Annotated in this window: 22 protein-coding genes, 2 other RNA genes and 2 pseudogenes; 18 read left to right on the top strand and 8 right to left on the bottom strand. The window is 66.5% G+C overall.

All coding sequences use genetic code 11. The features are described 5' to 3' along the window. Positions 1-24: 24 nt before the first annotated feature. Positions 25-1,443, top strand: coding sequence for a M23 family metallopeptidase (locus ASF90_RS06445; protein ID WP_055847426.1), 1,419 nt, complete (start codon positions 25-27; stop codon positions 1,441-1,443). 483 nt (positions 1,444-1,926) lie between these two features. Next, positions 1,927-3,060, top strand: a complete 1,134-nt coding sequence (locus ASF90_RS06440; RefSeq protein ID WP_055847423.1) for an anhydro-N-acetylmuramic acid kinase — start codon at positions 1,927-1,929, stop codon at positions 3,058-3,060. Positions 3,061-3,477: 417 nt separating this feature from the next. Here ASF90_RS06440 and ASF90_RS06435 read toward each other — a convergent pair whose 3' ends face one another. From ASF90_RS06435 to ASF90_RS06425, 3 genes are all read right to left on the bottom strand, one after another. Next, the gene (locus ASF90_RS06435; RefSeq protein WP_055847421.1) at positions 3,478-3,705 is read right to left on the bottom strand and encodes a hypothetical protein; all 228 of its coding nucleotides are present in this window, start codon (positions 3,703-3,705) and stop codon (positions 3,478-3,480) included. A gap of 58 nt (positions 3,706-3,763) precedes the next feature. Further along, entirely contained in the window at positions 3,764-5,059 is a 1,296-nt protein-coding gene (locus ASF90_RS06430) for an MFS transporter (protein ID WP_055847418.1), read from the bottom strand. Between the two features lie 256 nt (positions 5,060-5,315). Further along, the gene (locus ASF90_RS06425; protein ID WP_055847415.1) at positions 5,316-6,116 is read right to left on the bottom strand and encodes an exodeoxyribonuclease III; all 801 of its coding nucleotides are present in this window, start codon (positions 6,114-6,116) and stop codon (positions 5,316-5,318) included. A gap of 122 nt (positions 6,117-6,238) precedes the next feature. On the opposite strand from ASF90_RS06425, the gene pyrE reads away from it, so the two are divergent. The 10 genes and pseudogenes from pyrE to ASF90_RS06375 all read left to right on the top strand — a co-directional run bounded on the left by pyrE (position 6,239) and on the right by ASF90_RS06375 (position 13,673). After that, positions 6,239-6,898, top strand: coding sequence for an orotate phosphoribosyltransferase (gene pyrE / locus ASF90_RS06420; protein ID WP_055847413.1), 660 nt, complete (start codon positions 6,239-6,241; stop codon positions 6,896-6,898). A gap of 76 nt (positions 6,899-6,974) precedes the next feature. Next, a complete protein-coding gene (locus tag ASF90_RS06415) occupies positions 6,975-7,586 on the top strand; it encodes a hypothetical protein (RefSeq protein ID WP_055847411.1) in 612 nt (203 codons plus the stop codon). Positions 7,587-7,701: 115 nt separating this feature from the next. Further along, positions 7,702-8,499 carry an AAA family ATPase gene (locus tag ASF90_RS06410; RefSeq protein ID WP_055847409.1) on the top strand — a complete coding sequence of 266 codons (798 nt, stop codon included), beginning with the start codon at positions 7,702-7,704 and terminating at the stop codon, positions 8,497-8,499. Next, positions 8,499-9,428 carry a ParB/RepB/Spo0J family partition protein gene (locus ASF90_RS06405; protein WP_055847405.1) on the top strand — a complete coding sequence of 310 codons (930 nt, stop codon included), beginning with the start codon at positions 8,499-8,501 and terminating at the stop codon, positions 9,426-9,428. The genes ASF90_RS06410 and ASF90_RS06405 overlap by 1 nt, the downstream gene beginning before the upstream one ends. A 25-nt stretch (positions 9,429-9,453) precedes the next feature. Beyond that, positions 9,454-9,741, top strand: a pseudogene (locus ASF90_RS06400) (helix-hairpin-helix domain-containing protein); the annotation flags it as partial. Between the two features lie 89 nt (positions 9,742-9,830). Next, positions 9,831-10,559, top strand: a complete 729-nt coding sequence (locus ASF90_RS06395; RefSeq protein WP_055847400.1) for a suppressor of fused domain protein — start codon at positions 9,831-9,833, stop codon at positions 10,557-10,559. A gap of 44 nt (positions 10,560-10,603) precedes the next feature. Next, the gene (locus ASF90_RS06390; RefSeq protein ID WP_055847397.1) at positions 10,604-11,569 is read left to right on the top strand and encodes an SDR family NAD(P)-dependent oxidoreductase; all 966 of its coding nucleotides are present in this window, start codon (positions 10,604-10,606) and stop codon (positions 11,567-11,569) included. Between the two features lie 262 nt (positions 11,570-11,831). Then, a complete protein-coding gene (locus ASF90_RS06385) occupies positions 11,832-12,554 on the top strand; it encodes a glycosyltransferase family 2 protein (RefSeq protein ID WP_055847395.1) in 723 nt (240 codons plus the stop codon). Further along, complete coding sequence (locus ASF90_RS06380; RefSeq protein WP_055847392.1) at positions 12,554-12,895, top strand: lipid-A-disaccharide synthase N-terminal domain-containing protein; 342 nt, start codon at positions 12,554-12,556, stop codon at positions 12,893-12,895. The genes ASF90_RS06385 and ASF90_RS06380 overlap by 1 nt, the downstream gene beginning before the upstream one ends. Before the next feature lie 233 nt (positions 12,896-13,128). After that, a pseudogene (locus tag ASF90_RS06375) lies at positions 13,129-13,673 on the top strand (hypothetical protein). Positions 13,674-13,804: 131 nt separating this feature from the next. On the opposite strand, the gene ASF90_RS06370 reads toward ASF90_RS06375, so the two are convergent. Genes ASF90_RS06370 through coaBC form a run of 3 tightly spaced genes read right to left on the bottom strand, consistent with a single transcriptional unit; the run spans position 13,805 to position 17,889 of the window. Further along, positions 13,805-16,150, bottom strand: coding sequence for a phosphomannomutase/phosphoglucomutase (locus tag ASF90_RS06370; protein WP_055847389.1), 2,346 nt, complete (start codon positions 16,148-16,150; stop codon positions 13,805-13,807). 12 nt (positions 16,151-16,162) lie between these two features. Beyond that, the gene (gene dut, locus ASF90_RS06365; protein WP_055847387.1) at positions 16,163-16,630 is read right to left on the bottom strand and encodes a dUTP diphosphatase; all 468 of its coding nucleotides are present in this window, start codon (positions 16,628-16,630) and stop codon (positions 16,163-16,165) included. Next, positions 16,627-17,889 (bottom strand): bifunctional phosphopantothenoylcysteine decarboxylase/phosphopantothenate--cysteine ligase CoaBC, encoded by a 1,263-nt coding sequence (gene coaBC / locus ASF90_RS06360; protein ID WP_055847384.1) that lies wholly within the window; start codon positions 17,887-17,889, stop codon positions 16,627-16,629. Before coaBC ends, dut begins: the two co-directional genes overlap by 4 nt. Before the next feature lie 60 nt (positions 17,890-17,949). On the opposite strand from coaBC, the gene radC reads away from it, so the two are divergent. The 6 genes from radC (at position 17,950) to ASF90_RS06335 (ending at position 22,951) form a co-directional block, all read left to right on the top strand. Further along, positions 17,950-18,663 carry a DNA repair protein RadC gene (gene radC / locus ASF90_RS06355; protein WP_193552513.1) on the top strand — a complete coding sequence of 238 codons (714 nt, stop codon included), beginning with the start codon at positions 17,950-17,952 and terminating at the stop codon, positions 18,661-18,663. A gap of 86 nt (positions 18,664-18,749) precedes the next feature. Beyond that, complete coding sequence (gene argS / locus ASF90_RS06350; protein ID WP_055847379.1) at positions 18,750-20,438, top strand: arginine--tRNA ligase; 1,689 nt, start codon at positions 18,750-18,752, stop codon at positions 20,436-20,438. Between the two features lie 172 nt (positions 20,439-20,610). Then, positions 20,611-21,489 (top strand): SPOR domain-containing protein, encoded by an 879-nt coding sequence (locus ASF90_RS06345; protein WP_055847376.1) that lies wholly within the window; start codon positions 20,611-20,613, stop codon positions 21,487-21,489. Between the two features lie 5 nt (positions 21,490-21,494). Next, the gene (locus tag ASF90_RS06340; protein WP_055847373.1) at positions 21,495-22,028 is read left to right on the top strand and encodes a hypothetical protein; all 534 of its coding nucleotides are present in this window, start codon (positions 21,495-21,497) and stop codon (positions 22,026-22,028) included. 61 nt (positions 22,029-22,089) lie between these two features. Further along, a non-coding RNA gene (locus ASF90_RS21675) (sX9 sRNA) lies at positions 22,090-22,163 on the top strand. Positions 22,164-22,195: 32 nt separating this feature from the next. Then, entirely contained in the window at positions 22,196-22,951 is a 756-nt protein-coding gene (locus tag ASF90_RS06335; protein WP_055847371.1) for an SDR family NAD(P)-dependent oxidoreductase, read from the top strand. Between the two features lie 199 nt (positions 22,952-23,150). On the opposite strand, the gene ASF90_RS06330 is transcribed toward ASF90_RS06335, so the two are convergent. Beyond that, positions 23,151-24,275: an acyltransferase gene (locus tag ASF90_RS06330; RefSeq protein ID WP_055847368.1), complete on the bottom strand. Its 1,125-nt coding sequence runs from the start codon at positions 24,273-24,275 to the stop codon at positions 23,151-23,153. Positions 24,276-24,811: 536 nt separating this feature from the next. Further along, positions 24,812-24,887, bottom strand: a non-coding RNA gene (locus tag ASF90_RS21670) — sX9 sRNA. Between the last annotated feature and the right edge of the window lie 81 nt (positions 24,888-24,968).

Below are 24,968 nucleotides of genomic sequence, written 5' to 3'. Positions count from 1 at the left end.
TCGAGCCAGCGAGGAAATCCAACGATGCAGAACTCAGAGCAGGGCCGTGCACGCAAGCGGCGCTTTCAAGAACGCCTCCACGTCCTCCACGACACTGCACTGCATCGCAAGCTCAAGCAGCACCTCCCGGCCGCGTTCAACGACCGTTGGACGCGCCGTCACTGGATCCACGCCAGCCTGTTCGCGACCATCGGCGCGATGGTGGCCACGATCGTGCCGGGCTTTTCCAATGCCATCGACACCCCGCTCTCCAGCCATTCCACGCTGGCATTGCCATTGCCTCCCCTGGTGCCCAGCCGCAAGCAGCTGGCGCCGAGCACCGAGTGGGAAATCCTGCAGGTCAAGTCGGGACAGACGCTGAGCACCTTGTTCGGGGAGTTGGGAATCCCGACCGCGGTGATGTATCAGGTGCTGGCGCATCCGGGTACCAAGGAGGCGCTGACCAAGCTGCGCCCGGGGACCGAGATTGCGTTCGATCTGCCGACGCCGGGTGAGTTACGAGCACTGCGCTTTGATCGCGACGACAGCCATCGGGTGGAATTGCGCCTGTTGGGCGACAGCGTGCGCGAAAAGGTGACCGAGCGCGCGACGACCACGCGCACCGTGGTGGCCAGCGGAGAAATCAGCAGTTCGCTGTCCGCATCGGCCGGCAAGTCAGGGCTGTCGCCAGCTGCGGTGGCGATCATGACCGACGAGATCTTCAAGTACGACATCGACTTCGATAAGGATCTGCAGCCAGGCGACCGTTTCAGCGTGGTGATGGATGAAACCTGGCGTGAAGGCGAGCGGATCAACACCGGCGACATCCTGGCGGCGACCTTCACCACCGGCGGCAAGACCTATACCGGATTCCGCTTCGAGCGCGCCGGCAAGCCGGCCGAGTATTACGACATCACCGGCCGGCCGTTGAAGAAGAGCTTTATCCGCATGCCGGTGGCGTATAGCCGCATCAGCTCCACCTTCGGTGCGCGCAAGCATCCGGTGCTGGGCACGATGCGCATGCATAAAGGTGTGGATTACGCGGCCGCGTCGGGCACGCCGATCATGGCGGCCGGCGATGCGCGAGTGGTGTTCGTCGGCACCCAGCGCGGCTACGGCAATGTCGTGATCCTGGATCACGGCAAGAACTACAGCACGCTGTACGGGCACATGTCGCGCTTCGGCAAGGTCAAGGCGGGCCAGCGCATCAATCAGGGCACGGTGATTGGCTATGTCGGCATGACCGGCCTGGCCACCGGCCCGCATCTGCATTACGAATTCCGCGTCGCCGGGCAGCAGCGCAACCCGATGTCAGTGACGATGCCGCCGCCGGAGCCGCTGCAGGGCGCCGAACTGGCCGCCTTCCGTGCACAGACCGCACCGGCCATGGCGCGCATCGAAGGCATGGAAAAGATGATCTATGCCGATGCCAACAAACCCGCCAAGAACAAGTCGCGCGGCTGAGGACTGCGGCGGGCATTAACCGGTGCGGGTAGCACTGGTCCGCGTGCCGCCGTGCCGAGCGACTGCAGTTGCGCGAGTTCGCTTGAGATCTGCGGGGCGCTCTTGGCAGTCGCCTTGGTCGGCAGGCGTGTCCGCGCCGACCAGCACGTCAGCAAACTGTTGCAATCAGCGGAAGCGGTGAAGACGTCAGCGGCGCATTGACAGCAGCTGACAAAACTGCGGTGCAGCCAACAGACGGGCGCGGACGGTGCTCGGTGCAGCAGCTCACCCTCTTACACTCCGGTTTTCCGCGTCGTCCATCCCCACGTGACGATTGCTCGCGACGCTTTGCTCGCCGCTCCTAGATGGTCGCGTGGATTCCTGCCTGCTGGTGGCCTTCGCTTGTAAGGGTCACCGCCCTTCCGGGCCAGCCCATCGACAGGCCAGTTGACTGGCCTCCCTGAGCTGCACAAGCTGGGTGACCGCTGCGCAATTGGCTTTGGCATGACTGTTCTGGAACACGAAAACTCCCCGCTGTATCTGGGCCTGATGTCGGGCACCAGCGCCGATGGCATCGATGCCGCGCTGGTGCGTTTTGCCGATGACCGCCACTGCCGTTGCGAACTGGTGGCAGGCATGACAGTGCCGTGGGCACCGCAGCTGCGCGAGACGTTGGTGGCGCTGGGCCAGGGCGCCGAGACCATCGCCATCGATGCGCTGGGGCAGCTGGATGCGCAGGTAGGCCTGGCCTTCGCGGACGCGGCCAATCAATTGATCGACACCTGTGGCATCGCGCGACAGCACATCCGCGCAATCGGCTCGCATGGGCAGACCATTCGCCATCGGCCGACCGGCGACCCGGCCTTTACCTGGCAGATCGGCGATGCGAGCAGGATTGCCGAGCACACCGGGATCACCACGGCGGCCGACTTCCGCCGCCGCGATGTGGCCGCCGGGGGCCAAGGCGCGCCGCTGATGCCGGCGTTTCATCTGGCGATGCTGGGGGCCGGAGATGAAGACCGCGCCGTGCTCAATCTGGGCGGGATCGGCAACCTGACCTTGATTCCGCGCGATGGCACAGTGCTGGGCTTCGATACCGGCCCGGCCAATGCGTTGCTGGATAGCTGGTGCCTGCACCATCGCGGCACGGCGTTCGACGCCGAAGGTGCGTTTGCTGCCAGTGGCAATGTGGATGCGTCGTTGCTGCAGGCGTTGCTGGCCGACCCGTGGTTTGCGCTGGCGCCGCCCAAGAGCACTGGGCGCGAACATTTCCATCTGGCCTGGGTGCGGCAGGCGATGGGCAGCGCGACGCTGCAGCCCGCCGATGTACAGGCGACCTTGCTCGAGCTCACTGCCGCTACCGTGGCCGATGCCTTGCTGCGCCTGCAGCCGCAGACCCGCCGCGTGCTGGTGTGCGGCGGCGGCGTGCGCAATCCGGTACTGATGGCGCGGCTGGCGGCGCGGCTGCCAGGTGTGGTGGTGGAATCCAGCGCGCGACACGGGCTGGACCCGGATTATCTCGAGGCGATGGGATTTGCATGGCTGGCGGCCGAATTGCTGGCCGGGCGACCGGCAAATCTGCCTTCGGTCACCGGGGCTGCGGGGCCGCGACTGCTGGGGGCGATCTATCCGGCGTGAATCGCCACACGACCAACGCTGGCGCCCTAAGCCAGGGGCCCGCGCTGGCGCCACGCGCCAGGTTGCCAAGGCCAACGCAGCGAGGTGGTTCTGAAAAACACGCAAGCTTGCCGGCCGCTATCGAGCCTTAGCGCTTAGCGAGTGATGCATGTTCAGTAATCCATGGCCGCTGCATACATAACGACTGGCCTGGCCTGCGCAACTGGATGCATCGATTGAGCTGAAGCTTTACGACAAACACCTTGCAAGGCGCGCAGGTAGAGAGTGACCGCGGAGAGCGGCTAACAAGACAACTGCGCGCACCACCAGGCGGGCGCGTGCAGTGCTGGCAAGCCTGGCTTACCACTCGCAACTGCGATTCTGAGCACGCGTACGGCACCCATCCGACGACTGTCCGCGCCGGTTCTGTCAGCCGCTCTAAGGCGTGTTGCCGGCCGGCAGCGCCTTGAGCGCGGCGATGGCTTCGGCCAGGGCATCGACTTCCGGGTGCTGCAGGCCACCGGTGACTTCGAACTCGCTGGCGAACAGGCCTTGTTCGAGCAGATGCATGACGGTCTGGTGCTGGGTCCAGCCGCGTGCGACGGAAATGCGGCGGATGCGGTCTACCAGCACCGGATCGATATCACGCAACACCAGATCGGTCATGCCCTTCCTCGTGCGATGGATTGCCCCGCCGGCATCATCGGCAACCTTGGCGGACGTTTCAATCCGGCCGCCGGTCGTGTGCCAGCAAGCGCGGCCATAGCCAGGCCAGCAATGCCAGGGTGGGAATCACGGTGAGCGCGCTGAGGATGAAGAAAGTGCTGTATGAGGTGGCCTGGACCAGGAACCCGGACACGCCGCCGGCGAACTTGCCCGGTAGATTGGCCAGCGACACCAGCAGTGCGTACTGGGTGGCAGTGAAGTTGCGATCGGTCAGCGACGACATAAAGGCCACCAGCACGGTGGCAGCAAAGCCCTGGAACAGGTTGTCGGCACTGAGCGCGGCATAGAACGCCCACAGCTTGCCCGGGTTGTGCGCCATCAGCAGGAAGGCCAGATTGGACAGCGCCACTCCCAGCGCGGCCACCAACAACATGCGGCGAAAGCCGAACGCCGCCACTGCGGCACCACCGGCGAAGGCACCGGCAATGCCGATCCAGACACCGAACAGCTTGGAGACGGTGGCAATGTCGGCCTTGGTGTAGCCGGAGTCCAGATAGAACGGGCCGGCCATCACGCCGATCACCTGGTCCGGGAACTTGTACAGGCCAACGAATAACAGCAGCACAATCCCCAGCGCCAGGCCATTGCTGGAAAAGAAGCTGGAAATGGGCTGCCAGAACGCACCCGCAACGTCGACGCGGCGTACCACGGTGGCTTCGGGGCGGTCCGGCTCCCGGCATACCAGGGTGGTGATGATCGGCAGCACCATCAACGCCGACATGCCCAGATAGGCCCAGGTCCAGTCGAGGTATTCGGCCATGTACAGCGCACCCGCGCCGCCCAGGATCAAGCCGACGCGATACCCAAGCGTGTAGGTCGCGGCCAACGCGGCCTGTGCGGTCTCCGGGGCGATCTCGATGCGATAGGCATCCACAACCGAATCCTGGGTGGCGCCCCAGAACGAGGCGAACAGCACCCAGCTCACCAGCCCGGTGACGCTCAGGTCCGGCCGCGAAAACGCCAGTGCGACCAGGCCGATGGTCACGCCGATCTGCGCGACCAGCAGCCAGGACCGGCGACGGCCCAGGAAGGCGGTCAGCGGAAACGCGTAGCGGTCGATCAGCGGCGCCCACAGGAATTTGAGCAGATAGAAGAAGCTGGCCAGGCTGATCAGGCCGATGCTGCCCAGGTCCAGGCCGACATCGCGCAGCCGGGTCGACAACGTCTGCGAGGCGATCAGCAGGAATGGCAGCCCGCTGCCGAAACCCAGCAGCGCCATGGTCGCCGCCGATGGGGTGGCGAATGCCTGCCGGATGCCGCGCAGCCCTTTGTATTTTGGCGCGGGCTTGGTCATGCGTGCAGCCGGTGGAAGCGGTTGGCGAGCGATACGGCCGGTGGATTGTCAGCGGCCGGCGCGCAGGCCGAGCTCCCGGAGGCGAGCAGGCCGGTCCAGAGGGGATGCGCAATACCTGCACAGACCGGACCCCAGCAGCGACGTGCTATCCACATGCTGGTCCTCATCGCAGCCATGTCTCTGTTGGTTGCAGGCACTGAACCAATCGTCCGTCCATCCTTACCGGTCGCAGCGCCGGCCGGCTGCACGCGCTCACTCACTGCGCGTAATCCACGATATACGGCGCGTGATCGGAAAAGCGCTGCTCACGATAGATCGCGCAGGCCTGCAGTGCGTCGCGCAGGCCGGGGGTGACCAGCTGGTAGTCGATGCGCCAACCGACGTTGTTGGCGCGCGCCGCGCCGCGATTGCTCCACCAGGTGTAGTCCTCGCCCTGCGGATGCAGGACGCGGTAGCTGTCGACCCAGCCACGGCCGTCGGCGGCGCTGGCTTCGCTTGCCGCGTCGGCGCACAGGCCGTTGAGCCAATCGCGCTCGGGCGGCAGGCAGCCGGAATTTTTCTGGTTGGACTTCCAGTTCTTGATGTCCAGCGCCGAGCGCACGATGTTCCAGTCGCCGCACAGCACGTACTGGCGACCACTGGCCAGCCACTCGTCCAGGATCGGCCGCAGCCATTCCATCACCTGGAACTTGTAGCCCTGGCGCAGCTCGCCGGAAGACCCGGACGGGATATAGAAGGACACGACACTCAGATTGCCGAAGCGCGCTTCGATGTAGCGGCCTTCTTCGTCGAACTCCGGCCAGCCCAGCGCGGTGCGCACTTCGTCGGGCGCGCGCTTGGCGTAGATCGCCACGCCGCTGTAGCCCTTCTTGGTGCTCGCATCGCGAAACCAGGCCTTGTAGCCAGCGGGCAGGAATTCCGGCCCGGTCAGCTGATGCTCCTGCGCCTTGGTTTCCTGGATGCACAGCACGTCCGCGTCCTGGGTGGCGAACCACTCGAAGAAACCTTTGCTGGCGGCCGAGCGCAGGCCGTTGGCGTTGAAACTGATGATGCGCATTGGGGGCCGGGAATGGGGAGTCGGGAATAGGGAATGGTAAACGCATCGCGCACCAGCAGCCTTCCTTGTGCGGCTGGGGTAGGCTTTACGATTCTCCATTCCCTATTCCCCATTCCCGTCCAATGACCGACCACCGCACCCGTTTCCTGCAGCTGGCCCTGGGCGCCGATGCCCTGCGCTTTGGCGAGTTCACGCTCAAGTCCGGGCGGCTCAGCCCGTACTTCTTCAACGCCGGGCGCTTCGATTCCGGGGTCAAGACCGCGCAGCTGGCGCAATGCTATGCCGATGCGATCGATGCGGCCGGGGTGGAGTTCGACCTGCTGTTCGGCCCGGCCTACAAGGGCATCCCGCTGGCCACCGCGCTGGCCTGTGCCTACGCCGGGCGCGGGCGCGATCTGCCGCTGGCGTTCAACCGCAAGGAAGCCAAGGATCATGGCGAGGGCGGCACCCTGATCGGCGCGCCGCTGGCCGGGCGCAAGGTGCTGATCGTCGATGACGTGATCACCGCCGGCACCGCGATCCGCGAGGCGCTGGGCATCATTCGCGCGGCTGGCGGTACGCCGTCCGGCATCGTGGTGGCGCTGGACCGGCAGGAGATCGCCTCCGAGCAGGACCGCCGTTCGGCGGCGCAAGCGGTGGCGGCCGAGGCCGGCATCCCGGTGATCGCGGTGGCCAACCTGGCCGATCTGCTTGCTTTTGCGGCAGGAAACGCCGACCTTGTCGGCTACCGGGAACCGCTGCTGGCCTATCGTGGCCGCTACGGAACCGACACCACAGGCTGACGGCAGGCGACAGGGGGCTGCGATGATGCCGAAACACAGACGTTTGGCGTTACTCGCTGCCGTGACCGTGGCTGTCATGGCCGTGCCGGTTGCTGCGCAGGACAAGCCGGCCGCAAAGAAGTTGTACTGCTGGAACCAGAACGGCGCGCGGGTGTGCAGCGATACGCTGCCACCGGAGGCGGTGAATCAGGCGCGCGACGAGTTCAATGTCAAAAGCGGCATGCGCAGCGCCGAGGTACAGCGGGCGATGAGCAGCGACGAGCGCGCTGCGGCTGCGGCCAATGAGCAACAACGCCAGGCCGACCTGGCCGCCGAGCAGATGCGCCAGCGCACCGATCAGGCCATGCTGATGTCGTATCAGAGCGAGGACGACCTGCGCCGGGTGTTCAACGAGCGCATCGCCATCGTGGACAACAACATCCACACCGCACGCTTCAATGTCACCAGCCTGCGCGAGGGCCTGGTCAGCATGTTACGTGCCGCCGGCGACCGCGAGCTGGCCGGCCAGGCAGTGGCCGACAAGCTGGCCGGCGACATCCAGCAACGCCATCGCGAACTGATGGCGCAGTTGCGGCTGCAGACCAGCTTCGAGCAGCAGCGCACCGCGCTGGACGGCGAAATCGCCGACATCCTGCAGCGCTACCGCGCCATGAAGGAACCGCCCGGCGCCACCGCGCCCACCGGCTGAACCGCACAGGCGGCATTCCCGCTCGCCCGCTGCGCCGCCGCGAGCGGCATTTCCCGATCCGACGCCCTGCCCGCATAATGGCCGGTCTTACTCCTTGCCCACGAGGCTCTCCCGCATGGCCCGGATCATCGCCATTGCCAACCAGAAAGGCGGCGTCGGCAAGACCACGACGGCAGTCAATCTGGCGGCCGGCCTGGCGCGCGCGCCCAAGCGTGTGTTGCTGGTGGATCTGGACTCGCAGGGCAACGCCACCATGGGCAGCGGCATCGACAAGCGCGATGTGGCCGCCTCCACCTGCGATCTGCTGCTGGGCGAGAACACCGCTGCCGAGATCCGGGTAACCGCGCCGGAAGGCTTCGACCTGCTGCCGGGAAACATCGACCTGACCGCTGCCGAGATCCAGCTGATGGATCAGGGCGAGCGCGAGCAGCGGCTCAAGCGCGCACTGGCGCCGATCCGCGACGAGTACGATTTCATCCTGATCGACTGCCCGCCGGCGCTGTCGCTGCTGACGCTCAATGCGTTGACTGCGGCCGACTCGATCATCGTGCCGATGCAGTGCGAGTACTACGCACTGGAAGGGTTGACCGCGCTGTTGGAAACCATCGAAGCGCTGCGTGCCAACCTCAACCCGGCGCTGGAAATCGAAGGCGTGCTGCGCACGATGTTCGATATCCGCAACAACCTGGCCAATGCGGTGTCGGCCGAGCTAACCGAGCATTTTGGCGACAAGGTGTTCCGCACCATCGTGCCGCGCAACGTGCGCCTGGCCGAAGCGCCCAGCCATGGCCAGAGCATCCTCGGTTACGACCGCACCTCGCGCGGTGGCGTGGCGTACCTGGGGCTGGCCGGCGAAATCGTGCGCCGCCAGAACGACCGCAACAAGGCCGTCCGGCCCGTGGAGACCGTCTGATGAGCAAGCCGCCCCTGGCAAAGAAGCGCGGTCTGGGCCGTGGCCTGGAAGCGCTGTTGGGACCGAAGGGCGCAGCAGCGGCAACGGCACCTGGCGCAACCAGCGAAGACGCGCTGCAGCCGGGCGACACCCTGCGCCAGTTGCCGGTGGGACAACTGCAGCCGGGCAAGTACCAGCCGCGCCGGGAGATGGACGAGGTCAAGCTGGCCGAGCTGGCGGAGTCGATCAAGGCGCAGGGCGTGATCCAGCCGATCGTGGCGCGCGCGTTGGGGCCGGCGCAGTTCGAGATCGTGGCCGGCGAACGCCGCTGGCGCGCCTCGCAGCTGGCCGGGCTGAGCGAAGTGCCGGTGGTGGTGCGCGAGCTGGACGACCGCACCGTCATCGCGATGGCGCTGATCGAGAACATCCAGCGCGAAGACCTCAACCCGCTGGAAGAAGCGCAGGCGCTGCAGCGGTTGATCGACGAATTTTCGCTGACCCATGCCGAGGCCGCCGAAGCGGTGGGCCGCTCGCGGGCGTCGGTGTCCAACCTGCTGCGGCTGCTGGAATTGCCGGTGGCGATCCGGGTGCTGCTGGAAACCCGTCGCCTGGAAATGGGCCATGCGCGTGCGCTGCTCACCCTGGCGCCGGAACTGGCCAGCAAGCTGGCGCAGGAAGCGGCCGACCAGGGTTGGTCGGTGCGCGAAGTCGAACACCGCGCGCAGCAGTTCGCCGCCGGCAAGGTGCCGGGCTCGCTGCGCAAGGGCAAGCCGGTGACCGCTGCGCCGCAGGCCGATATCGCGTCGCTGCAGACCGAGCTGTCCGAATCGCTGGGCACCAAGGTGGTGTTCAATCACGGCCGCGGCGGCAAGGGCAAGCTGGTGATCCATTACACCGACCTGGACACCCTGGAAGGCGTGCTGGAACGCTTGCGAACCCGCAAGGGGTGATGCAGCCAGCGCAGGAGAATTAGCGATGCATCCCGCCAAAGTGGACCGCGCGCATCTGCTGCGCCTGACCGACTTGCCCAACGTCGGGCCGGCCTGCGAAAAGGATCTGCAGCGGATCGGCATCCGCATGCCGGCGCAGCTGCACGGCCGCGATGCCTACGACATGTACGCGCAGCTCTGCCTGCGCACCGGCGTCACCCATGACCCGTGCGTGATCGATGTGTTCCTGTCGCTGGTGCGCTTCATGCAGGGCGAGCCGGCACGCAATTGGTGGGACTTCAGCGCCGAGCGCAAGGCAACGTTGGCAGCCGAGCGCGCAGAGGCGCCAGCCACTGCACCGCTGCCGGCGCGCCGTGTCGCCAATACCGGAACCGGCAGCAGCAGCGACGGCAAACACCGCCCATGAGCCACGCCGACGAGACGATCAGCCCGTCCGGCAGCCCGATCCTGCATCACGCGCAGGCCAAGGACTTCGAGCCGGCACGCGGCGAAGAAAGCATCGAGCAGATCAGCGCGCATATCGAGCAGCACCTCGGGCCGATTGCGAACGTATTTCATGAAATCCTCTCCGACACCGTGCATCTGGACGTGCACATCGTGCCGCCCAATGCGCACTCGCCGTCCCTGCGCCTGGTGACCTCGGGCATGAGCGATCTGCCGATGACGCTGCCCGACGGAGTGGAGGCGCCGCGCTACATGGAGCTGATGCTGAGCCTGCCGGCCGACTGGCCGATGGACCAGCGCGACTTCGACGACGAGCGCCACTACTGGCCCATCCGCCTGCTCAAGAACCTGGCGCGGCTGCCGCACAAGTTCGACACCTGGCTGGGGTTTGGCCATACCGTTCCCAATGGCAACCCGGCCGAGCCGTATGCGCCTGGCGTCGCTTTCGACGGCGCGATCGTGCTGCCACCGCTGAGCGCGCCGCCAGAATTCGCGCATCTGCGCATCGATGCCGACAAAACCATCGCCTTCATGACGGCGGTGCCGTTGTATCCGGAAGAAATGGCGTTGAAGCTGAGCCAGGGCAGCGATGCACTGCTGGACCGCTTCGATGCCAGCAAGATTCAGGACAACATCGACCTGCGCCGCCGCAATGTAGCGAAGAAGCGCTTTTTCGGGCTGTTCTGAGTGCTGCTTCCTCGCCTCCCTTTGATGTTTTCAGGACCACTGCCATGACCATCCTCGTCACCGGCGCCGCCGGTTTCATCGGCGCCTACACCTGCCGCGCACTGGCTGCGCGTGGCGAGAACGTGGTGGGCCTGGACAACTACAACAGCTACTACGACCCGCAGCTCAAGCGCGACCGGGTGGCGGCGTTGTGCCCGCAGATCGACATCCGTACGCTGGACCTGACCGACCGCGAGGGCCTGGCGGCGCTGTTCGACGAGATCCAGCCCACCCGCGTGGTGCATCTGGCCGCGCAGGCCGGGGTGCGTTACTCGCTGGAAAACCCGTCTGCCTATGTCGACAGCAACCTGGTTGGCTTCGTCAACATGCTCGAGCTATGCCGGCACCGCGGCGTGCAGCACTTGGTGTATGCGTCCAGCAGCTCGGTCTACGGCGATTCGGCCACCCCGCCGTTTTCCGAGGACCAGCGCGTGGACCAGCCTCGCTCGTTGTACGCGGCCACCAAGGCGGCCAACGAATTAATGGGCTACACCTATGCGCAGCTGTACGGCTTGCGCGCCACCGGGCTGCGCTTTTTCACCGTGTATGGCCCGTGGGGCCGGCCGGACATGGCGCCGCTGATCTTCAGCCGCGCGGTGCTGGCCGGACGCCCGATCGAGGTGTTCAACCACGGCAAGATGCAGCGCGACTTCACCTTCGTGGCCGATATCGTGGCCGGCGTGCTGGGCGCGTTGGACACTCCCAGCGGCGAGGCGATCCCGCACCGGGTGTTCAACCTGGGCAACCACACCCCGGTGGAACTGGAATATTTCATCGACGTGATCGCCCAGGCCGCTGGCCGCCCGGCCGAAAAAGTCTACAAGCCGATGCAACCAGGCGACATGATCCGCACCATGGCCGACACGCAGCGCGCGCAGGCTGCGTTCGGCTTCGATCCGGCCACCCCGGTGGAGCGCGGCTTGCCGCAGGTGGTGGAGTGGTGCCGCAGCTACTTCGGCGAGCGTGCCTGAGCCCATCGCAGCCGCGTGGCACTCAGGCAGCACGCGCCTTGCGTGTGTTCGTACACTACGATGTGGTGAGTCCTGGGGGCCCGCCGACGGATGCAGGCTTGCGCCGTTCGATAGCCGCGTTGATTGCCTGCTACGAACGCTACAGGCCGTTTTGCGCGCGCTCCACTGCACATAACGCGCCTCAGCTTCATGCCTGGCTCAGACGGTCAGGGCACAATGCGCGATCTTTTTTGCTCAGCCATCATCGGGCCACCACGAATCCATGAGCCAACCTCAGCTTTCCGTCGTCGTCCCGGTGTTCAATGAGCGCGATAACGTCGCAGCCCTGATCGGCGAAATCGTCGTCGCCTTGCGCGGCCTGGTGGCCTTCGAGATCGTCTACGTCGACGACCATTCGCGCGACGACACCCTGGCGGTGCTGCAAGGCCTGAAGACCACCACGCCGGAACTGCGGGTGCTGCACCACGTGACCCAGAGCGGGCAGAGCACCGCAGTGCGCAGCGGGGTCAAGGCCGCGCGCGCCAGCTGGATCGCCACGCTCGATGGCGACGGCCAGAACGACCCGGCCGACATCCCCAAGCTGTTGATCGCGCGTAGCCAGGCCGAGCCGCAGGTCAAATTGTTCGCCGGCTGGCGGGTCAACCGGCAGGATTCCGGGTCCAAGCGCTGGGCCAGCAAGTGGGCGAATGCGATCCGCTCGCGCATGCTGCAGGACAACACGCCCGACACCGGCTGCGGCATCAAATTGTTCGAGCGCGAGGCGTTTCTGGACCTGCCCTACTTCGACCACATGCACCGTTACCTGCCGGCACTGATGCAGCGCGCCGGCTGGCGCACGATCAGCGTGCCGGTCAACCACCGCCATCGCACCGCCGGCGTGTCCAAGTACAACAATCTCAATCGCGCGCTGGTCGGCATCCGCGACCTGCGCGGCGTGGCGTGGCTGATCACCCGCAGCAAGCGCACCGTGGCGGAGGAGCGTTGATGGAACCGACCTTTCTCGACCAGCAGCTGACCTGGCTGTACTGGACCGGCATCCACGTCACCGGCTGGAAGTTGATCGGCTATGTGGGCGCGCTGATGTTCGGCGGGCGCTGGCTGGTGCAGTTCGTCGCCTCCAAGCGTGCCGGCAAGCCGGTGATTCCGCGGATGTTCTGGTACATGAGCGTGGTCGGCAGCCTGATGACGCTGAGCTACTTCGTGTTCTCGGCCAAGCAGGATTCGGTGGGCGTGCTACAGAACATGTTCCCGGCGTTTACCGCGTTCTACAGCCTGTATCTGGATGTGAAGCATCGCGGCTGGAAGCGGGATCGGGCGGAGCATTGAGGGCTGGGATTTGGGATTTGGGATTTGGCTAGCGGCTAGCGGCTAGCGGCTAGCGTGTTGAGTGGATGCTGTTGTCGTCGCAAGTGATGCTTTTGGTTCTGTGCGACCGGCTGTGCCCGCAGCAGCGACGACAATCGATGCGTTTGTCCGGACATGGCGATACGCGATTGACTGACCTGAGACCGCGCCGGTGGCCGATGTCGCTGCGCTGAGGCCGTGGGCACGCTGTGGTCATGCCCAGCGCACTGCTCCACCGACCGTTTGCCGTGTCCGCCCCTGCCGCACCGCATTGGCACGTGCGTCTGCACACGCATCAGCAGGTACCGCTGTTTTCGGACTGGCGCTGCGCGCGTGCAGCGGCCGCGATCCTGGCGATGCCACGCAGCTGGCTTGGTGCGCAGGTGCTGTGTTGGGTGTTGCTGCCAGAGATGTGGTGCGCCTTGCTGCAGGCGCCAGATAAACCCACCGTACTGCAGGCAGCGACTGCTGCACGGCAGGCCGCCGGCGAAGCGGTCAATCGGGCGCGCGGGCGCGCGGGCGCGGCGGCACGGTCTGGCAACCGGAGATGGAAGCGAGCGCGCTGGCGTTGCAGGTCGATTGTCGGCAATTCGCCCGCAGCCTGATCGCCCTGCCGTTACGTGCCGGCCTGGCGGAGCGGATCGGCGCGTACCCGTACTGGGACGCAGTGTGGCTGTTGCCCGACGACCACGCTGCACGACAGAAACCTGCGCCGCATGCCCCCGCGTGCCTGGCAAGCGCGGGCGGCACAAGAACGTGACCGTGCATGCTCGCTCGATATCCGGCGGCAAGCGCCGAGTCGATGCGCGGCGGTTCTGCCGCGCATCATGCAACCCAGCTGACCGTGAGCGCGGCCCACGCGGTGGGCGCGCTTACCTCAGCGTGCGCGGCTCAGAACCCCAGCGGGTGCTCGGGCAGCAATGCCTGCAATTGGCTGCGGAACAGCGCGCGGATGCGCTCCAACGCAGCGTCGGTGTCGGCTTCGAAACGCAGCACCAGAATCGGTGTGGTGTTGGACGCACGCACCAGGCCCCAGCCATCGACAAAATCCGCGCGCAGGCCATCGATCGTCGACAAACGCGCCGATTCGAAGGGCGACTCGTCGCCGGCTTGCGCGCGCTCGACAAAGCGCGCCACCAGCGCATGCGCATCGCCTTCCACCGGCACCTTGATCTCCGGGGTGGACACGCTTTCCGGCAAGGCATCCAGCACTTCGGACGGGGTTTCCTCGCGCTGGGCCAGGATTTCCAGCAAGCGCGCAGCGGCATAGATGCCGTCGTCGAAGCCGTACCAGCGTTCCTTGAAGAAGAAATGCCCGCTCATCTCACCGGCCAGTTCGGCATCGGTTTCGCGCATCTTGGATTTGATCAGCGAATGCCCGGTCTTCCACATCAGCGGGCTGCCGCCGTTGCGCAGCACGTAGTCCGACAGCTTGCCGGTGCACTTCACATCGTAGATGACCAGGGCGCCGGGGTTGCGCTGCAGCACGTCGGCAGCGAACAGCATCAGCAGTCGGTCGGGGAAGACCACCTTGCCTTCCTTGGTGACCACACCCAGACGGTCGGCATCGCCATCGAAGGCCACGCCGATGTCCGCATCGAAGCGCTGCACCATCTTCACCAGATCGTCGAGGTTGTGCGGCTCGCTCGGGTCGGGGTGATGATTGGGGAAAGTGCCGTCGATATCGCAATATAGCGGCACGACCTCGGCACCGATGGCTTCCAGCAGACGCGGCGCAATCTCGCCGGCCGCGCCGTTGCCGGCATCCACCACCACCTTGATCGGGCGGTCCAGCTGTACGTCGTCGGCGATGCGCTGGATGTAGGCATCGCTGATGTCGCGCTGTTCCAGCTCGCCCGGCGTGGCTGCGCTATGCAGGCGGCCTTCGTTGATGCGCTGATGGAGCTCGGCGATCGCAGCGCCGGACAGCGTCTCGCCGCCGATCACGATCTTGAAGCCGTTGTAGTCAGGTGGATTGTGGCTGCCGGTGACTGCCACGCAGCTGCCGGCGCGCAGTTCATAGGCGCCGAAATACACCACCGGCGTGGGCGCCAGGCCAATGTCGGTCACGTTGCAGCCGGCACGCCGCAGGCCTTCGATCAGGCCATTGGTCAGCTCCGGCCCGGACAGACGCCCGTCGCGCCCCACCACCACATCGCGCAGCCCCTGCGCCTGCATCACGCTGCCGATGGATTGGCCGATCAACGCGGCAACGCCGGGATTGAGGTCTTTACCGACCACGCCGCGGATGTCGTAGGCGCGGAACATCTCGCTGGCGATCTGCACCGCCGGTACCAGCGGCGGCGGCGCAGGCGCTGTCGTCTCGTCCAGCGCGCGCACGTCACTGGCAAGGCTGGCGTCGTGCTGCAGGCTTTGACTGAAGGTCGGTTCGTCGGTGGCCGACTCGCCGGCAACGCGGCGACGCGGCAGCGCCACCCGGCCACGGCTAGCCAGCACCAGCAACACCGCGACGATGACCAGCAACGCGGCGACGATGGCGCAGCCAAGCGCGCCCAGGCCCAGTGGCCCGCTATCGCTTTGCGGGACCGCAGCAGCCACACGCAGGCCGCTGGAGCCGAGTGGTTTTGCCAGTGTTTCGGCCGCATCGGCCAAGCTCACGTCGCCCTGCTGGGCCACGTTGTAGCTGCCCTGGCGCAATGCCAGGTAGGCGCTGCCGGGCACCGCGATCGCATCCAGCGGGCCGGTCAGGCGCAGCACCGGCAGCCGCGCATAGGCCACCGCGGGCTGTGCACCCAGGCGCACCGCGGCGGCTACACCCAGACGCACCTGCTTGGCATCGCGCACTACATGCACTTGGGCACGGTCGGCCACCAACGCCGATTCGAGCAGACTCAGCCGCGCATAGCCGAAATCCTTGGGGTTGGCATAGGCCGCCGCCAGATCGCCAGGCAGCACCTGCACGTCCTCGGCGCCCTTGAAGCGCTCGCGGATCGCCGAGGCGGCCGCCAACGCGTCCCCATTGGCCAACGCACTGGCCACCGGCGGCTGCTTGAGCACGGCATCGAGCTGGGTGGCCTGCGCCGCCATCGCCTTGCCGACGTCCTGCACGGCGCGGTCGCGTGCCTGTGCCAGGTTCTGGGCGGCCGCATCCTCACGCCATTGCGCGTAGCTGCTCCAACCGAACCAGGCGGCCAGCAGCAACAACATGCCTCCCAACACCGGACCACTCGTACGCACGCTCGACATCCCCTGCCTGCGCTCGTTCGCCTTGCTCATGAGACTCCCCCGTCAGCGCACGCCGGTGTGGCCGAATCCACCCGCTCCCCGCGCGCTGTCCACGAAAGTATCCACCACTTGCAAGCCTACGCGCACGATCGGAAGGATCACCAATTGCGCAATCCGGTCGCCCGGCTCGATGGTGAAGGCCTCGCGGCCGCGATTCCAGGTGCTGATCAGCAGCGGGCCCTGGTAGTCGGCATCGATGAGCCCGGTGCCGTTACCCAGCACGATGCCGTGGCGGTGGCCCAGCCCGGAGCGCGGCAGGATCACCGCGCACACCTGCGGGTCGGCCAAATGGATCGCGATACCGCTGGGAATCAACGCCGCATCGCCCGGTTCCAGCGTCATCGGCGCTTCCAGCGCGGCGCGCAGGTCCATGCCGGCGCTGGCTTCGGTGGCGTAGGCCGGCAGCGGCCAGACATCGCCGAAGCGTGGGTCGAGCAACTTCACCTGCAAGGAGTGGGTCGGGTGGCTCATGCCTGCAATCTCTCCGCGATCAGGGCCAGCAGTTGGTCGGCCAGTTCGGTCTTGCTGCTAGTGGGAAACGCGCGCTCGCCGCCCTGCCAATAGGCGGTGGCGGCATTGTTGTCGCTTTCGAAGCCGCCGCCGACGATCCCCACCTGGTTGGCGATGATCAGATCCAGCCGCTTGGCTGCCAGCTTGCCACGCGCGTAGTGCTCCACATCGTGCGTTTCGGCCGCAAACCCGACCACCAGCTTGAGCGCGCCGGTCTGCGCGGCGACCTCGGACAGGATGTCCGGGGTGCGCACTAGTTCCAGGGTCAGCGTTTCGCCGGTCTTCTTGATCTTCTGCGCAACCACGCGCTTGGGCGTGTAGTCGGCGACCGCAGCGGCGCCGATGTAGATGTCGGCCGGGAACGCACCCAGCACCGCATCGCGCATCTGCGCAGCCGAGCGCACGTCGATGCGCTGCACGCCGACCGGCGTGACCTGGTGCACCGGCCCGCTGACCAGCACCACCTCGGCGCCCTGGCGCGCAGCGGCGGCGGCCAGCGCGTAGCCCATCTTGCCGCTGCTGCGGTTGCCGACGTAGCGCACCGGGTCCAGGTCTTCGAAGGTCGGGCCGGCGCTGATGACGATACGCAGGCCGTCCAGCTCGGCGCTGCTGGGCACGAAGGCGGGCGCGGCAGTGCCCGGCGCTGCATCGGCGGCAGGCGCAGTGGCAGCCAGCGTGGCAATGATCGCCGCCGGCTCGGCCAGGCGGCCGGGACCGGACTCGCCTTCGGCCAGCGGGCCGTCGTCGGGGCCGACCACCGCCACGCCACGCGCGCGCAGGGTCGCGATGTTGGCCTGGGTCGCTGGGTGCAGCCACATGCGGTGGTTCATCGCCGGGGCCACGGTCAGCGGCGCGGTCGTGGCCAGGCACAGCGTGGTGACCAGGTCGTCGGCCAGCCCGTGCGCCAGGCGCGCGAGCAGATCGGCGGTGGCCGGGGCCACGATCACCCGGTCGGCCCAGCGGGCCAGTTCGATATGCCCCATCGCCTGCTCGGCGGCGCTGTCCCATAGCGTGGTGCGGGTCGGTTGCCCGGACAGCGCCTGGAAGCTCAGCGGGGTCACGAATTGTTGCGCGCCGCTGGTCATGGCGACCTGCACCTGCGCGCCGGCGTCGCGCAGGCGACGGACCAGTTCGAGCGATTTGTAAGCGGCAATGCCTCCGCCGACGCACAGCAGCAAACGCTGTCCGTCCAGGGGGCGGGCCTGAGTGGAGCCGATCACGTCGGAGTCGTCCTACGGTTACAAGGACAACTAGATTAGCCGATGCCCCCGCTTGGCCTGATGGGCGTCGGCGATGAGCACCGGCAATCTCGCCATATGCACATACACGACTGGCCCACCAACGAACGCCCGCGCGAGAAACTTCTGGCGCGCGGGGCTCCTGCCCTCTCCGATGCGGAGCTGCTGGCGATCTTTGTCGGCTCCGGGCTGCGCGGCCAGGATGCGGTCCAGACCGCGCGCGATCTGCTGCATCGCCACGGCCCGCTGCGCCTGTTGCTGGATCGCCCGGCCAAGGCCCTGGCGCGCCTGCCTGGGCTGGGGCCGGCCTCGGCGTGCAAGCTCAGGGCCGCCATGGAACTGGCGCATCGTCACCTGATGAGCGAACTGGAGCGTGGCGAGGCCCTGAGCGACCCGCCCAGCGTGGGCCGCTATTTCTCGCAGCGGCTGCGCGCGCGGGCCTACGAAGTGTTCGCGGTGCTGTTTCTGGACAACCGCCATCGCGCGATCGCCTTCGAGGAGCTGTTCACCGGCACCATCGACGGCGCAGACATCCATCCGCGCGAAGTGGTGCGGCGGGCGCTGCTGCACAACGCTGCGGCGGTGATCGTCGGGCACAACCATCCGTCCGGCAATCCGGAGCCGTCCGAGGCCGATCGCGCGGTCACCCAGCGTCTGCTGCAGGGCCTGGAGCTGGTGGACATCCGCCTGCTCGACCACTTCGTGATCGGCGATGGCCGCCCGGTCTCGCTAGCCGAGCGCGGCTGGCTGGAATGAGACCGCTGCGCCGACCTGAACCATCGGCCGGACCGTGTGCCGCGCGGTCGGGTAAAATCGCTGGTTTGGTTCCAAGCAGATCCCACGTGAAAGCCCTACTCCGCGCACTGATCGGCCAAGGCATCGAAGCCTTGCGCGCCAACGGCACCTTGCCCGCCGACACCCTGCCGCCGGATTTTGTGGTCGAGCGGCCCAAGACACGCGAGCACGGCGACTTCGCCACCAATGCCGCGATGCTGCTGGCCAAGGCCGCGCGCAGCAACCCGCGCGCCCTGGCGCAGGCGCTGGTAGCCGCGTTGCCGGCCAGCGACGACGTCGCCAAGGTCGAGATCGCCGGCCCCGGCTTCATCAATTTCCATCTCGCGCCCACCGCGTATCAGCGTGAAGTGGCGCATGTGATCAAGCAGGGCCACGACTATGGTCGCGGGCTGGCCGGCAACGGCCGCTCGGTGGGCGTGGAATACGTCTCGGCCAATCCGACCGGCCCGCTGCACGTCGGTCATGGTCGCGCCGCGGCGATCGGCGACAGCCTGGCGCGCGTGCTCGATGCCAATGGCTGGAACGTCAAGCGCGAGTTTTACTACAACGATGCCGGCGTGCAGATCGAGAATCTGGCGCTGTCGGTGCAGGCGCGCGCGCAGGGGCTCACCCCCGACAGCGCCGGCTGGCCGGAAAACGGCTACCGCGGCGACTACATCGCCGATGTGGCCACTGCCTATCTAGCCGGCGACAGCGTCGACCTGGAAGGTCATCTGGTCAGCGGCACCAAGGATCCGGCCGATCTTGAATCGATCCGTCGCTTTGCGGTGGCGTATCTGCGCAACGAGCAGAACCACGACCTGGCCGCGTTCCGCGTCGACTTCGATATCTATTTCCTGGAAAGCTCGCTGTACAAGGACGGCAAGGTCGAAGAAGCGGTGCGGAAGCTGATCGCCTCCGGCCATACCTACGAGGAAGGCGGCGCGCTGTGGTTGAAGTCCACCGACTTCGGCGACGACAAGGACCGCGTGATGCGCAAGTCCGATGGCACCTATACGTACTTCGTGCCGGACGTGGCTTATCACCTGACCAAGTGGCAGCGCGGCTATGAGCGCGCGATCACCGAGCTGGGCGCCGACCACCACGGCTCGCTGACGCGCGTGCGCGCCGGCCTGCAGGCGATGGAGCTGGGCATCCCGCAGGGCTGGCCGGAATACGTGCTGCACCAGATGGTCACGGTGATGCGCGGTGGCGAAGAAGTGAAGCTCTCCAAGCGTGCCGGCAGCTACGTCACCCTGCGCGACCTGATCGAAGAAACCAGTGCCGATGCGGTGCGTTGGTTCCTGATCGCGCGCAAGCCCGATTCGCAGCTCACCTTCGATATCGATCTGGCGCGTGCGCAGAGCAACGACAACCCGGTGTTCTATGTGCAATACGCGCACGCACGGGTGTGCAGCGTGCTGCGCCAGGCGCAGGAGAAAGGCTTCAAGTACGAGCAGGCCAATGGATTTGCACAGCTCGCCCGGCTGGACGACGAGCATTCGCTCAACGTGATGCTGGAGCTGTCGCGCTATCCGGAAGTGGTGGAAATCGCCGGCCAGGCACTGGAGCCGTACCAGATCGCGCAATACCTGCGTGAATTGGCGCATGCCTTCCACACGTGGTATCACAACACCAAACTGCTGGTGGACGATGCCGCAGAGCGCGACGCAAAACTCACCCTCGCTGTCGCGACCCAGCAGGTGCTTGCCAACGGCCTGGAATTGCTCGGTGTCAGCGCCCCGGAAAAGATGTAAGCCACTGGAAGTCGCCAGGCAGGCGTGAGGCGCACGCCTGCCTGCGCAGTGAGCAGCGGTATCCACCATCGCCCGCGCATCCGTTGCACCGCACGCGGCAGACGCAGCGGCAGCGATCGCCGCACCAAGCCGGGCGCACCGCCCGCAACGACACGATTCGGAGAAGTGGTAGATGGCAGCACGACGCGGTAAGAGCCAGGCACGACGTAACACCAGCAATGGCACCCCCGGTTGGGTGTGGTTGGTGGCGGGCGCCGCGATTGCGGCAGTGATCTTCCTGGCCGCACCCAACCTGTTCAAGAAGGACGGCGACGGCTTCCTGCGTGTGGGTCCCCGCGCCAATCCGGATGCACAGCCCGAACCGGTGGCCGATGCAGACACCGATACGCCGGCCGAGTTGCCCAAGCCCAGCACGCAAGCGCCCAAGCCGCAGCCCAAGCCGGGCGATGCGCAGACCCAGTACGACTTCTACACCTTGCTGCCCGGCAAGGAAGTGCAGATGTCCGACGCCGAGCTGGCTGCCAGTGCGCGCGCCGAAGAAGCCGCACGTGCGCGTGCTGCGCTGGAAGGCAAGCCCATCGCGCCGGCGCCGGGTGCAGCAGCCAGCGTCGCGTCGGCCGTACCCGCAGCCAGCGTGCCGATGCCCTTGAAAGAAACGACCGCCAGCGCGCCCAAGCCGTTGCCGGAAGCCGCCCAGACACGTCCGGCGGCAACGCCGGCACCGGCCAGCACCGCGGCACTCACCACGCCGGCCGCTGCGGCACCGAAGCCTGCGGCCGCGACGGCAACAACGCCGATAGCCCCGGCCGCCACCGACAACACCCGTTACATCCTGCAAGCCGGCTCGTTCGGTGCTTCCGGCGATGCCGAGTCGACCAAGGCCAAGCTGGCGATGATGGGCCTGGCCGCGCGCGTGGAATCGGCCGACATCAGCGGCAAGACGGTCTACCGCGTGCGCATGGGGCCGTACGGTACCGCAAGCGAACTGGCCGAAGCGAAGCAGAAGCTCACTGGCAGCGGATTGCCTGCCATCGCGATCAAGGCGCAGTAACCGCAGTGATGCGCCGCATCGCCAGCGCGTTGTTCGGACTGCTTGCGCTGATCGGCACGGCCCAGGCCACCGAGCAGATTCCCGACCACATCCAGCTCGATGGCCAGCAGGCACTGCTGCTGGCAGAGCCCCTGTCCGGGCAGCTGGACGACCCCGCTACCTGGAAGCGCTTCGTGGCACAGGCGGGTAGTTCCCTGGGCGGCTGCAGCGCCAACTGGCGTGGCTATCAGGCGTTCTGGCGCGTGGACGCAGAGCAGCTGGTACTCGATCGCGTAGTGCTCGGTGCTTGCGCCGTGGCGCCACCGGAGCTGCCGCTGTCGGTGCTGTTTCCCGGCCAGCGCGCGCCGGTACCGGTGGTGTGGGTGGATGGCGAGCTGATCGCCGCGCTACCGGCTGCGGAGAACGCCACGTCCGACGCGCCCGCCAGCTATGTGTCGCTGCGGCTGCGTCGAGGGCATGTGGTCGCCCGCGAACCGCTCACCGCAGACATGCTGCGCGCACGTCAGGCCGCAGCCGCACGCCCGGTTCCTGTGCCCTAAGCGCGGCTGACACAACCACTGCGCTCACCGCCAGGCGGGCGCGGCAGGTTCTCGGTGTGGCATGGACCACTCGTACACTTTGGTTCCGAGCGCGCCGCCCACATTCACCTGACCAGCGCTCGCTATTTTCTAGCCGCTTGAAGCATCCCCCATCCCCTGGAGTTCCCATGTCCAAGACCGTCCTGATCACTGGTGCCACCTCCGGATTCGGCAGCGCCGCGGTGCGTCGCTTTGCCGCCGCCGGCTGGAAGGTCATCGCCACCGGCCGGCGTGCCGACCGCCTGGACGCACTGGCGGCCGAACTGCCCGCAGGCCAGGTGCACACCGCCGCGTTCGACATGCGCGATGCGCAGGCCTTGTCGTCCGCCATCGACGCGCTGCCGGCCGCATTCGCCGATATCGATGTGCTGGTCAACAACGCCGGCCTGGCACTGGGCACCGCGCCCGCGCAGCAGGCCGACCTTGCGCAGTGGCAACAGATGATCGACACCAATGTCACCGCGCTGGTCACCCTCACTCACCGCCTGCTGCCGGCGCTGATCGCGCGTCGTGGCACCATCATCAACATCGCCTCGGTCGCGGCGACCTACCCGTACACCGGCGGTAACGTCTACGGCGGCACCAAGGCGTTTGTGCAGCAGTTTTCGTTGGGCTTACGCGCGGACCTGCACGGCACCGGCGTACGCGTCACCTCGATCGAACCAGGCATGGCCGAAACCGAGTTCACCCTGGTGCGTACCGGCGGCAACCAGGCCGCCTCGGACACGCTGTACCGCGGCGCCACCCCAATGACGGCCGAGGACATCGCCGAGCAGATCTTCTACGTCGCCAGCTTGCCGGCGCACTTGAATATCAACCGGCTGGAAATCATGCCGGTGACGCAATCGTTCGCAGGATTTCAGGTGGCGCGCGACGCGCAGTGAGGAAGCGACACTGGCCTGAGAGGACGCGCAGTGAAGATGCGCTGCCCCATCCGCGGTGTGGCAGCGAAGGATCCAGCGCGTGGTGAGCGATCACCCATGGCGTGCTGCCGATCTACTGCAGACACAAGCGATCCTCGACAGCCGCGCACTGCGCGGCTTCTCTGTTCAACGACTCTGTTCAACGATTCCGCAAGCTGCGCTACGCCGACTCGGGCATGCCGCGCGATCCCGCACGGCTGCGCAGCAACACACCACGCAGCCGCAGGAAGGGGCGCTCCACGCTGTAGTGCAGCAACGCGCCCGCCAGCAGCGCCACCGCGCCATAGACCGCAAATGCCAGCACGCCACGGCCCTCCAATGCCGCGCCGAACCAGGTCTGGGTCACATGGAACATCGCCTTGTGGGTCAGATACAGGCTGTAGGAAATCGCCGCCAGCCATGCCGCGCCGGGCACCCGCAACCGGCCAAACGCGCTATTGGCAGTACCTGCCAGCACCAGCAAGGCCAGCCCGAACGAGAGCACCGGCCAGCCCAGCGCATTGCCGATCAGGCCGGTGCGCTCGCGGAACAGCCACAGTGCCAGCACCATGACCACAAGGCCGGCAAGCAACCACGTGTTGCCGCGCTGCTGCAGGCGTTGCCAGACCTGCGGACGAAACACCTTGAGCACCGCGAGCACCACGCCGGCCAGCAGGCCGTCGAGACGGTTCCAGGTGGGGTAATAGAGATCTTCGACAAACCAGTTGCGCTGCTGCCCGCCGCCCACCTGATCCAGCGCCGTGTTGTGCAGCCACACGCTGGTACGCAACGCGATGCCGGCCACCACCACGGCCACGCATAACGCGATGAACCGCCCAGCCGACGGACGCCGCAACAACAGCGTGGCCAGCAGCGGAAACACCAGATAGAAATGCTCTTCCACGCACAACGACCAGGCATGCGAAAACGCTGCCTGCTGGCCGTAATCGACCAATAGATTCAAGGTGAAGGTGGCGAACATCCACCATGGCGCCAGCCCAGGCGCTTCGCGCACACCGGGCAACGCGATGTACACCAGCAACACCACCGCAAACGCCGGCAGGATGCGCAACGCGCGCCGCAGATAAAAATCCTTGAAGTCCAGCCGCTGCCCGCGCGCCAAGGGTGTCAGCACCTGGCTACCGATCAGGAACCCGCTGAGCACGAAGAACAGGTCCACCCCCATCCAGCCATAGCGCGACAGCCACGCCCAGTCCGGCCCCAAGCCACCGACCACAAATGCGTGGAACAGCATCACCCAGACGATGGCGATACCACGCAACAGGTCCAGGGCGGGATAGCGCATGTGGGCGATCGGCAATGAGAAAGACCGATTGTGCCGCATGACACACACCCATGCGTAGGTTGCGCAAGGTGTGCGTGGCCGGCGGCGCTGCGGGTAGGCAAGACCGAAGGTGACAACCCAATAAGTGCTGCCTCACGCACCGGAGGCAAGCATGGGCATGCAAGGCGTCGCGGCAGTCAGGTGACAGACACCGTACTCAACGGCAGGCGATCGCTGCGACCAACGGACACAGACACAACCGCGTGGTAGCGCGCGATCGGTGCGGTTGGCAACGTTGCCCTGACGTCACGGCGTGTTGCTGCACTTGCGCGGCTTGGCGAACGTACACAGACACAACCGCGTGGTAGCGCGCGATCGGTACGGTTGGCAACGTTGCGCTGACGTCACGGCGTGTTGCTGCACTTGCACGCTTGGCGAAAGGCGCATCGCCATGCGGCGGCGATGTGGTTGGACGCTGCGGCTGACGCGGGCCGATGGCAGCCTTGCGTTCAACGCACTGCCTGCCACCCAGTTGCATCACGCCGGCGATGTGGAGCGGTTAACGACACAGAGCGAGCAATCGTCAGGCGATGTGCACGGCCCGCTCAAAACCAGCGTGTACGAGTGGCACATGCCGCAACGAGGACTCGCCGTGCCCGCCTGACGGCGAACCCAATTGGTTTGTTCGCCGCGCTTATCCTGCTGGCGCATCGT

Origin of the sequence: Xanthomonas sp. Leaf148, from assembly GCF_001423585.1 — a bacterium.
Lineage (GTDB): Bacteria > Pseudomonadota > Gammaproteobacteria > Xanthomonadales > Xanthomonadaceae > Xanthomonas.
Note: the sequence above shows the minus strand (reverse complement) of the source record. Positions and strands in the feature narration are given on the sequence as shown.

Excerpts from the sequence above, each read along its gene's own strand:
- ASF90_RS06445 (WP_055847426.1), top strand. The coding sequence starts at position 25 with ATGCAGAACTCAGAGCAGGGCCGTGCACGCAAGCGGCGCTTTCAAGAA.
- ASF90_RS06440 (WP_055847423.1), top strand. The coding sequence starts at position 1,927 with ATGACTGTTCTGGAACACGAAAACTCCCCGCTGTATCTGGGCCTGATG.
- ASF90_RS06435 (WP_055847421.1), bottom strand. The coding sequence starts at position 3,705 with ATGACCGATCTGGTGTTGCGTGATATCGATCCGGTGCTGGTAGACCGC.
- ASF90_RS06430 (WP_055847418.1), bottom strand. The coding sequence starts at position 5,059 with ATGACCAAGCCCGCGCCAAAATACAAAGGGCTGCGCGGCATCCGGCAG.
- ASF90_RS06425 (WP_055847415.1), bottom strand. The coding sequence starts at position 6,116 with ATGCGCATCATCAGTTTCAACGCCAACGGCCTGCGCTCGGCCGCCAGC.
- pyrE (WP_055847413.1), top strand. The coding sequence starts at position 6,239 with ATGACCGACCACCGCACCCGTTTCCTGCAGCTGGCCCTGGGCGCCGAT.
- ASF90_RS06415 (WP_055847411.1), top strand. The coding sequence starts at position 6,975 with ATGGCCGTGCCGGTTGCTGCGCAGGACAAGCCGGCCGCAAAGAAGTTG.
- ASF90_RS06410 (WP_055847409.1), top strand. The coding sequence starts at position 7,702 with ATGGCCCGGATCATCGCCATTGCCAACCAGAAAGGCGGCGTCGGCAAG.
- ASF90_RS06405 (WP_055847405.1), top strand. The coding sequence starts at position 8,499 with ATGAGCAAGCCGCCCCTGGCAAAGAAGCGCGGTCTGGGCCGTGGCCTG.
- ASF90_RS06395 (WP_055847400.1), top strand. The coding sequence starts at position 9,831 with ATGAGCCACGCCGACGAGACGATCAGCCCGTCCGGCAGCCCGATCCTG.
- ASF90_RS06390 (WP_055847397.1), top strand. The coding sequence starts at position 10,604 with ATGACCATCCTCGTCACCGGCGCCGCCGGTTTCATCGGCGCCTACACC.
- ASF90_RS06385 (WP_055847395.1), top strand. The coding sequence starts at position 11,832 with ATGAGCCAACCTCAGCTTTCCGTCGTCGTCCCGGTGTTCAATGAGCGC.
- ASF90_RS06380 (WP_055847392.1), top strand. The coding sequence starts at position 12,554 with ATGGAACCGACCTTTCTCGACCAGCAGCTGACCTGGCTGTACTGGACC.
- ASF90_RS06370 (WP_055847389.1), bottom strand. The coding sequence starts at position 16,150 with ATGAGCAAGGCGAACGAGCGCAGGCAGGGGATGTCGAGCGTGCGTACG.
- dut (WP_055847387.1), bottom strand. The coding sequence starts at position 16,630 with ATGAGCCACCCGACCCACTCCTTGCAGGTGAAGTTGCTCGACCCACGC.
- radC (WP_193552513.1), top strand. The coding sequence starts at position 17,950 with ATGGGCGTCGGCGATGAGCACCGGCAATCTCGCCATATGCACATACAC.
- ASF90_RS06345 (WP_055847376.1), top strand. The coding sequence starts at position 20,611 with ATGGCAGCACGACGCGGTAAGAGCCAGGCACGACGTAACACCAGCAAT.
- ASF90_RS06335 (WP_055847371.1), top strand. The coding sequence starts at position 22,196 with ATGTCCAAGACCGTCCTGATCACTGGTGCCACCTCCGGATTCGGCAGC.
- ASF90_RS06330 (WP_055847368.1), bottom strand. The coding sequence starts at position 24,275 with ATGCGCTATCCCGCCCTGGACCTGTTGCGTGGTATCGCCATCGTCTGG.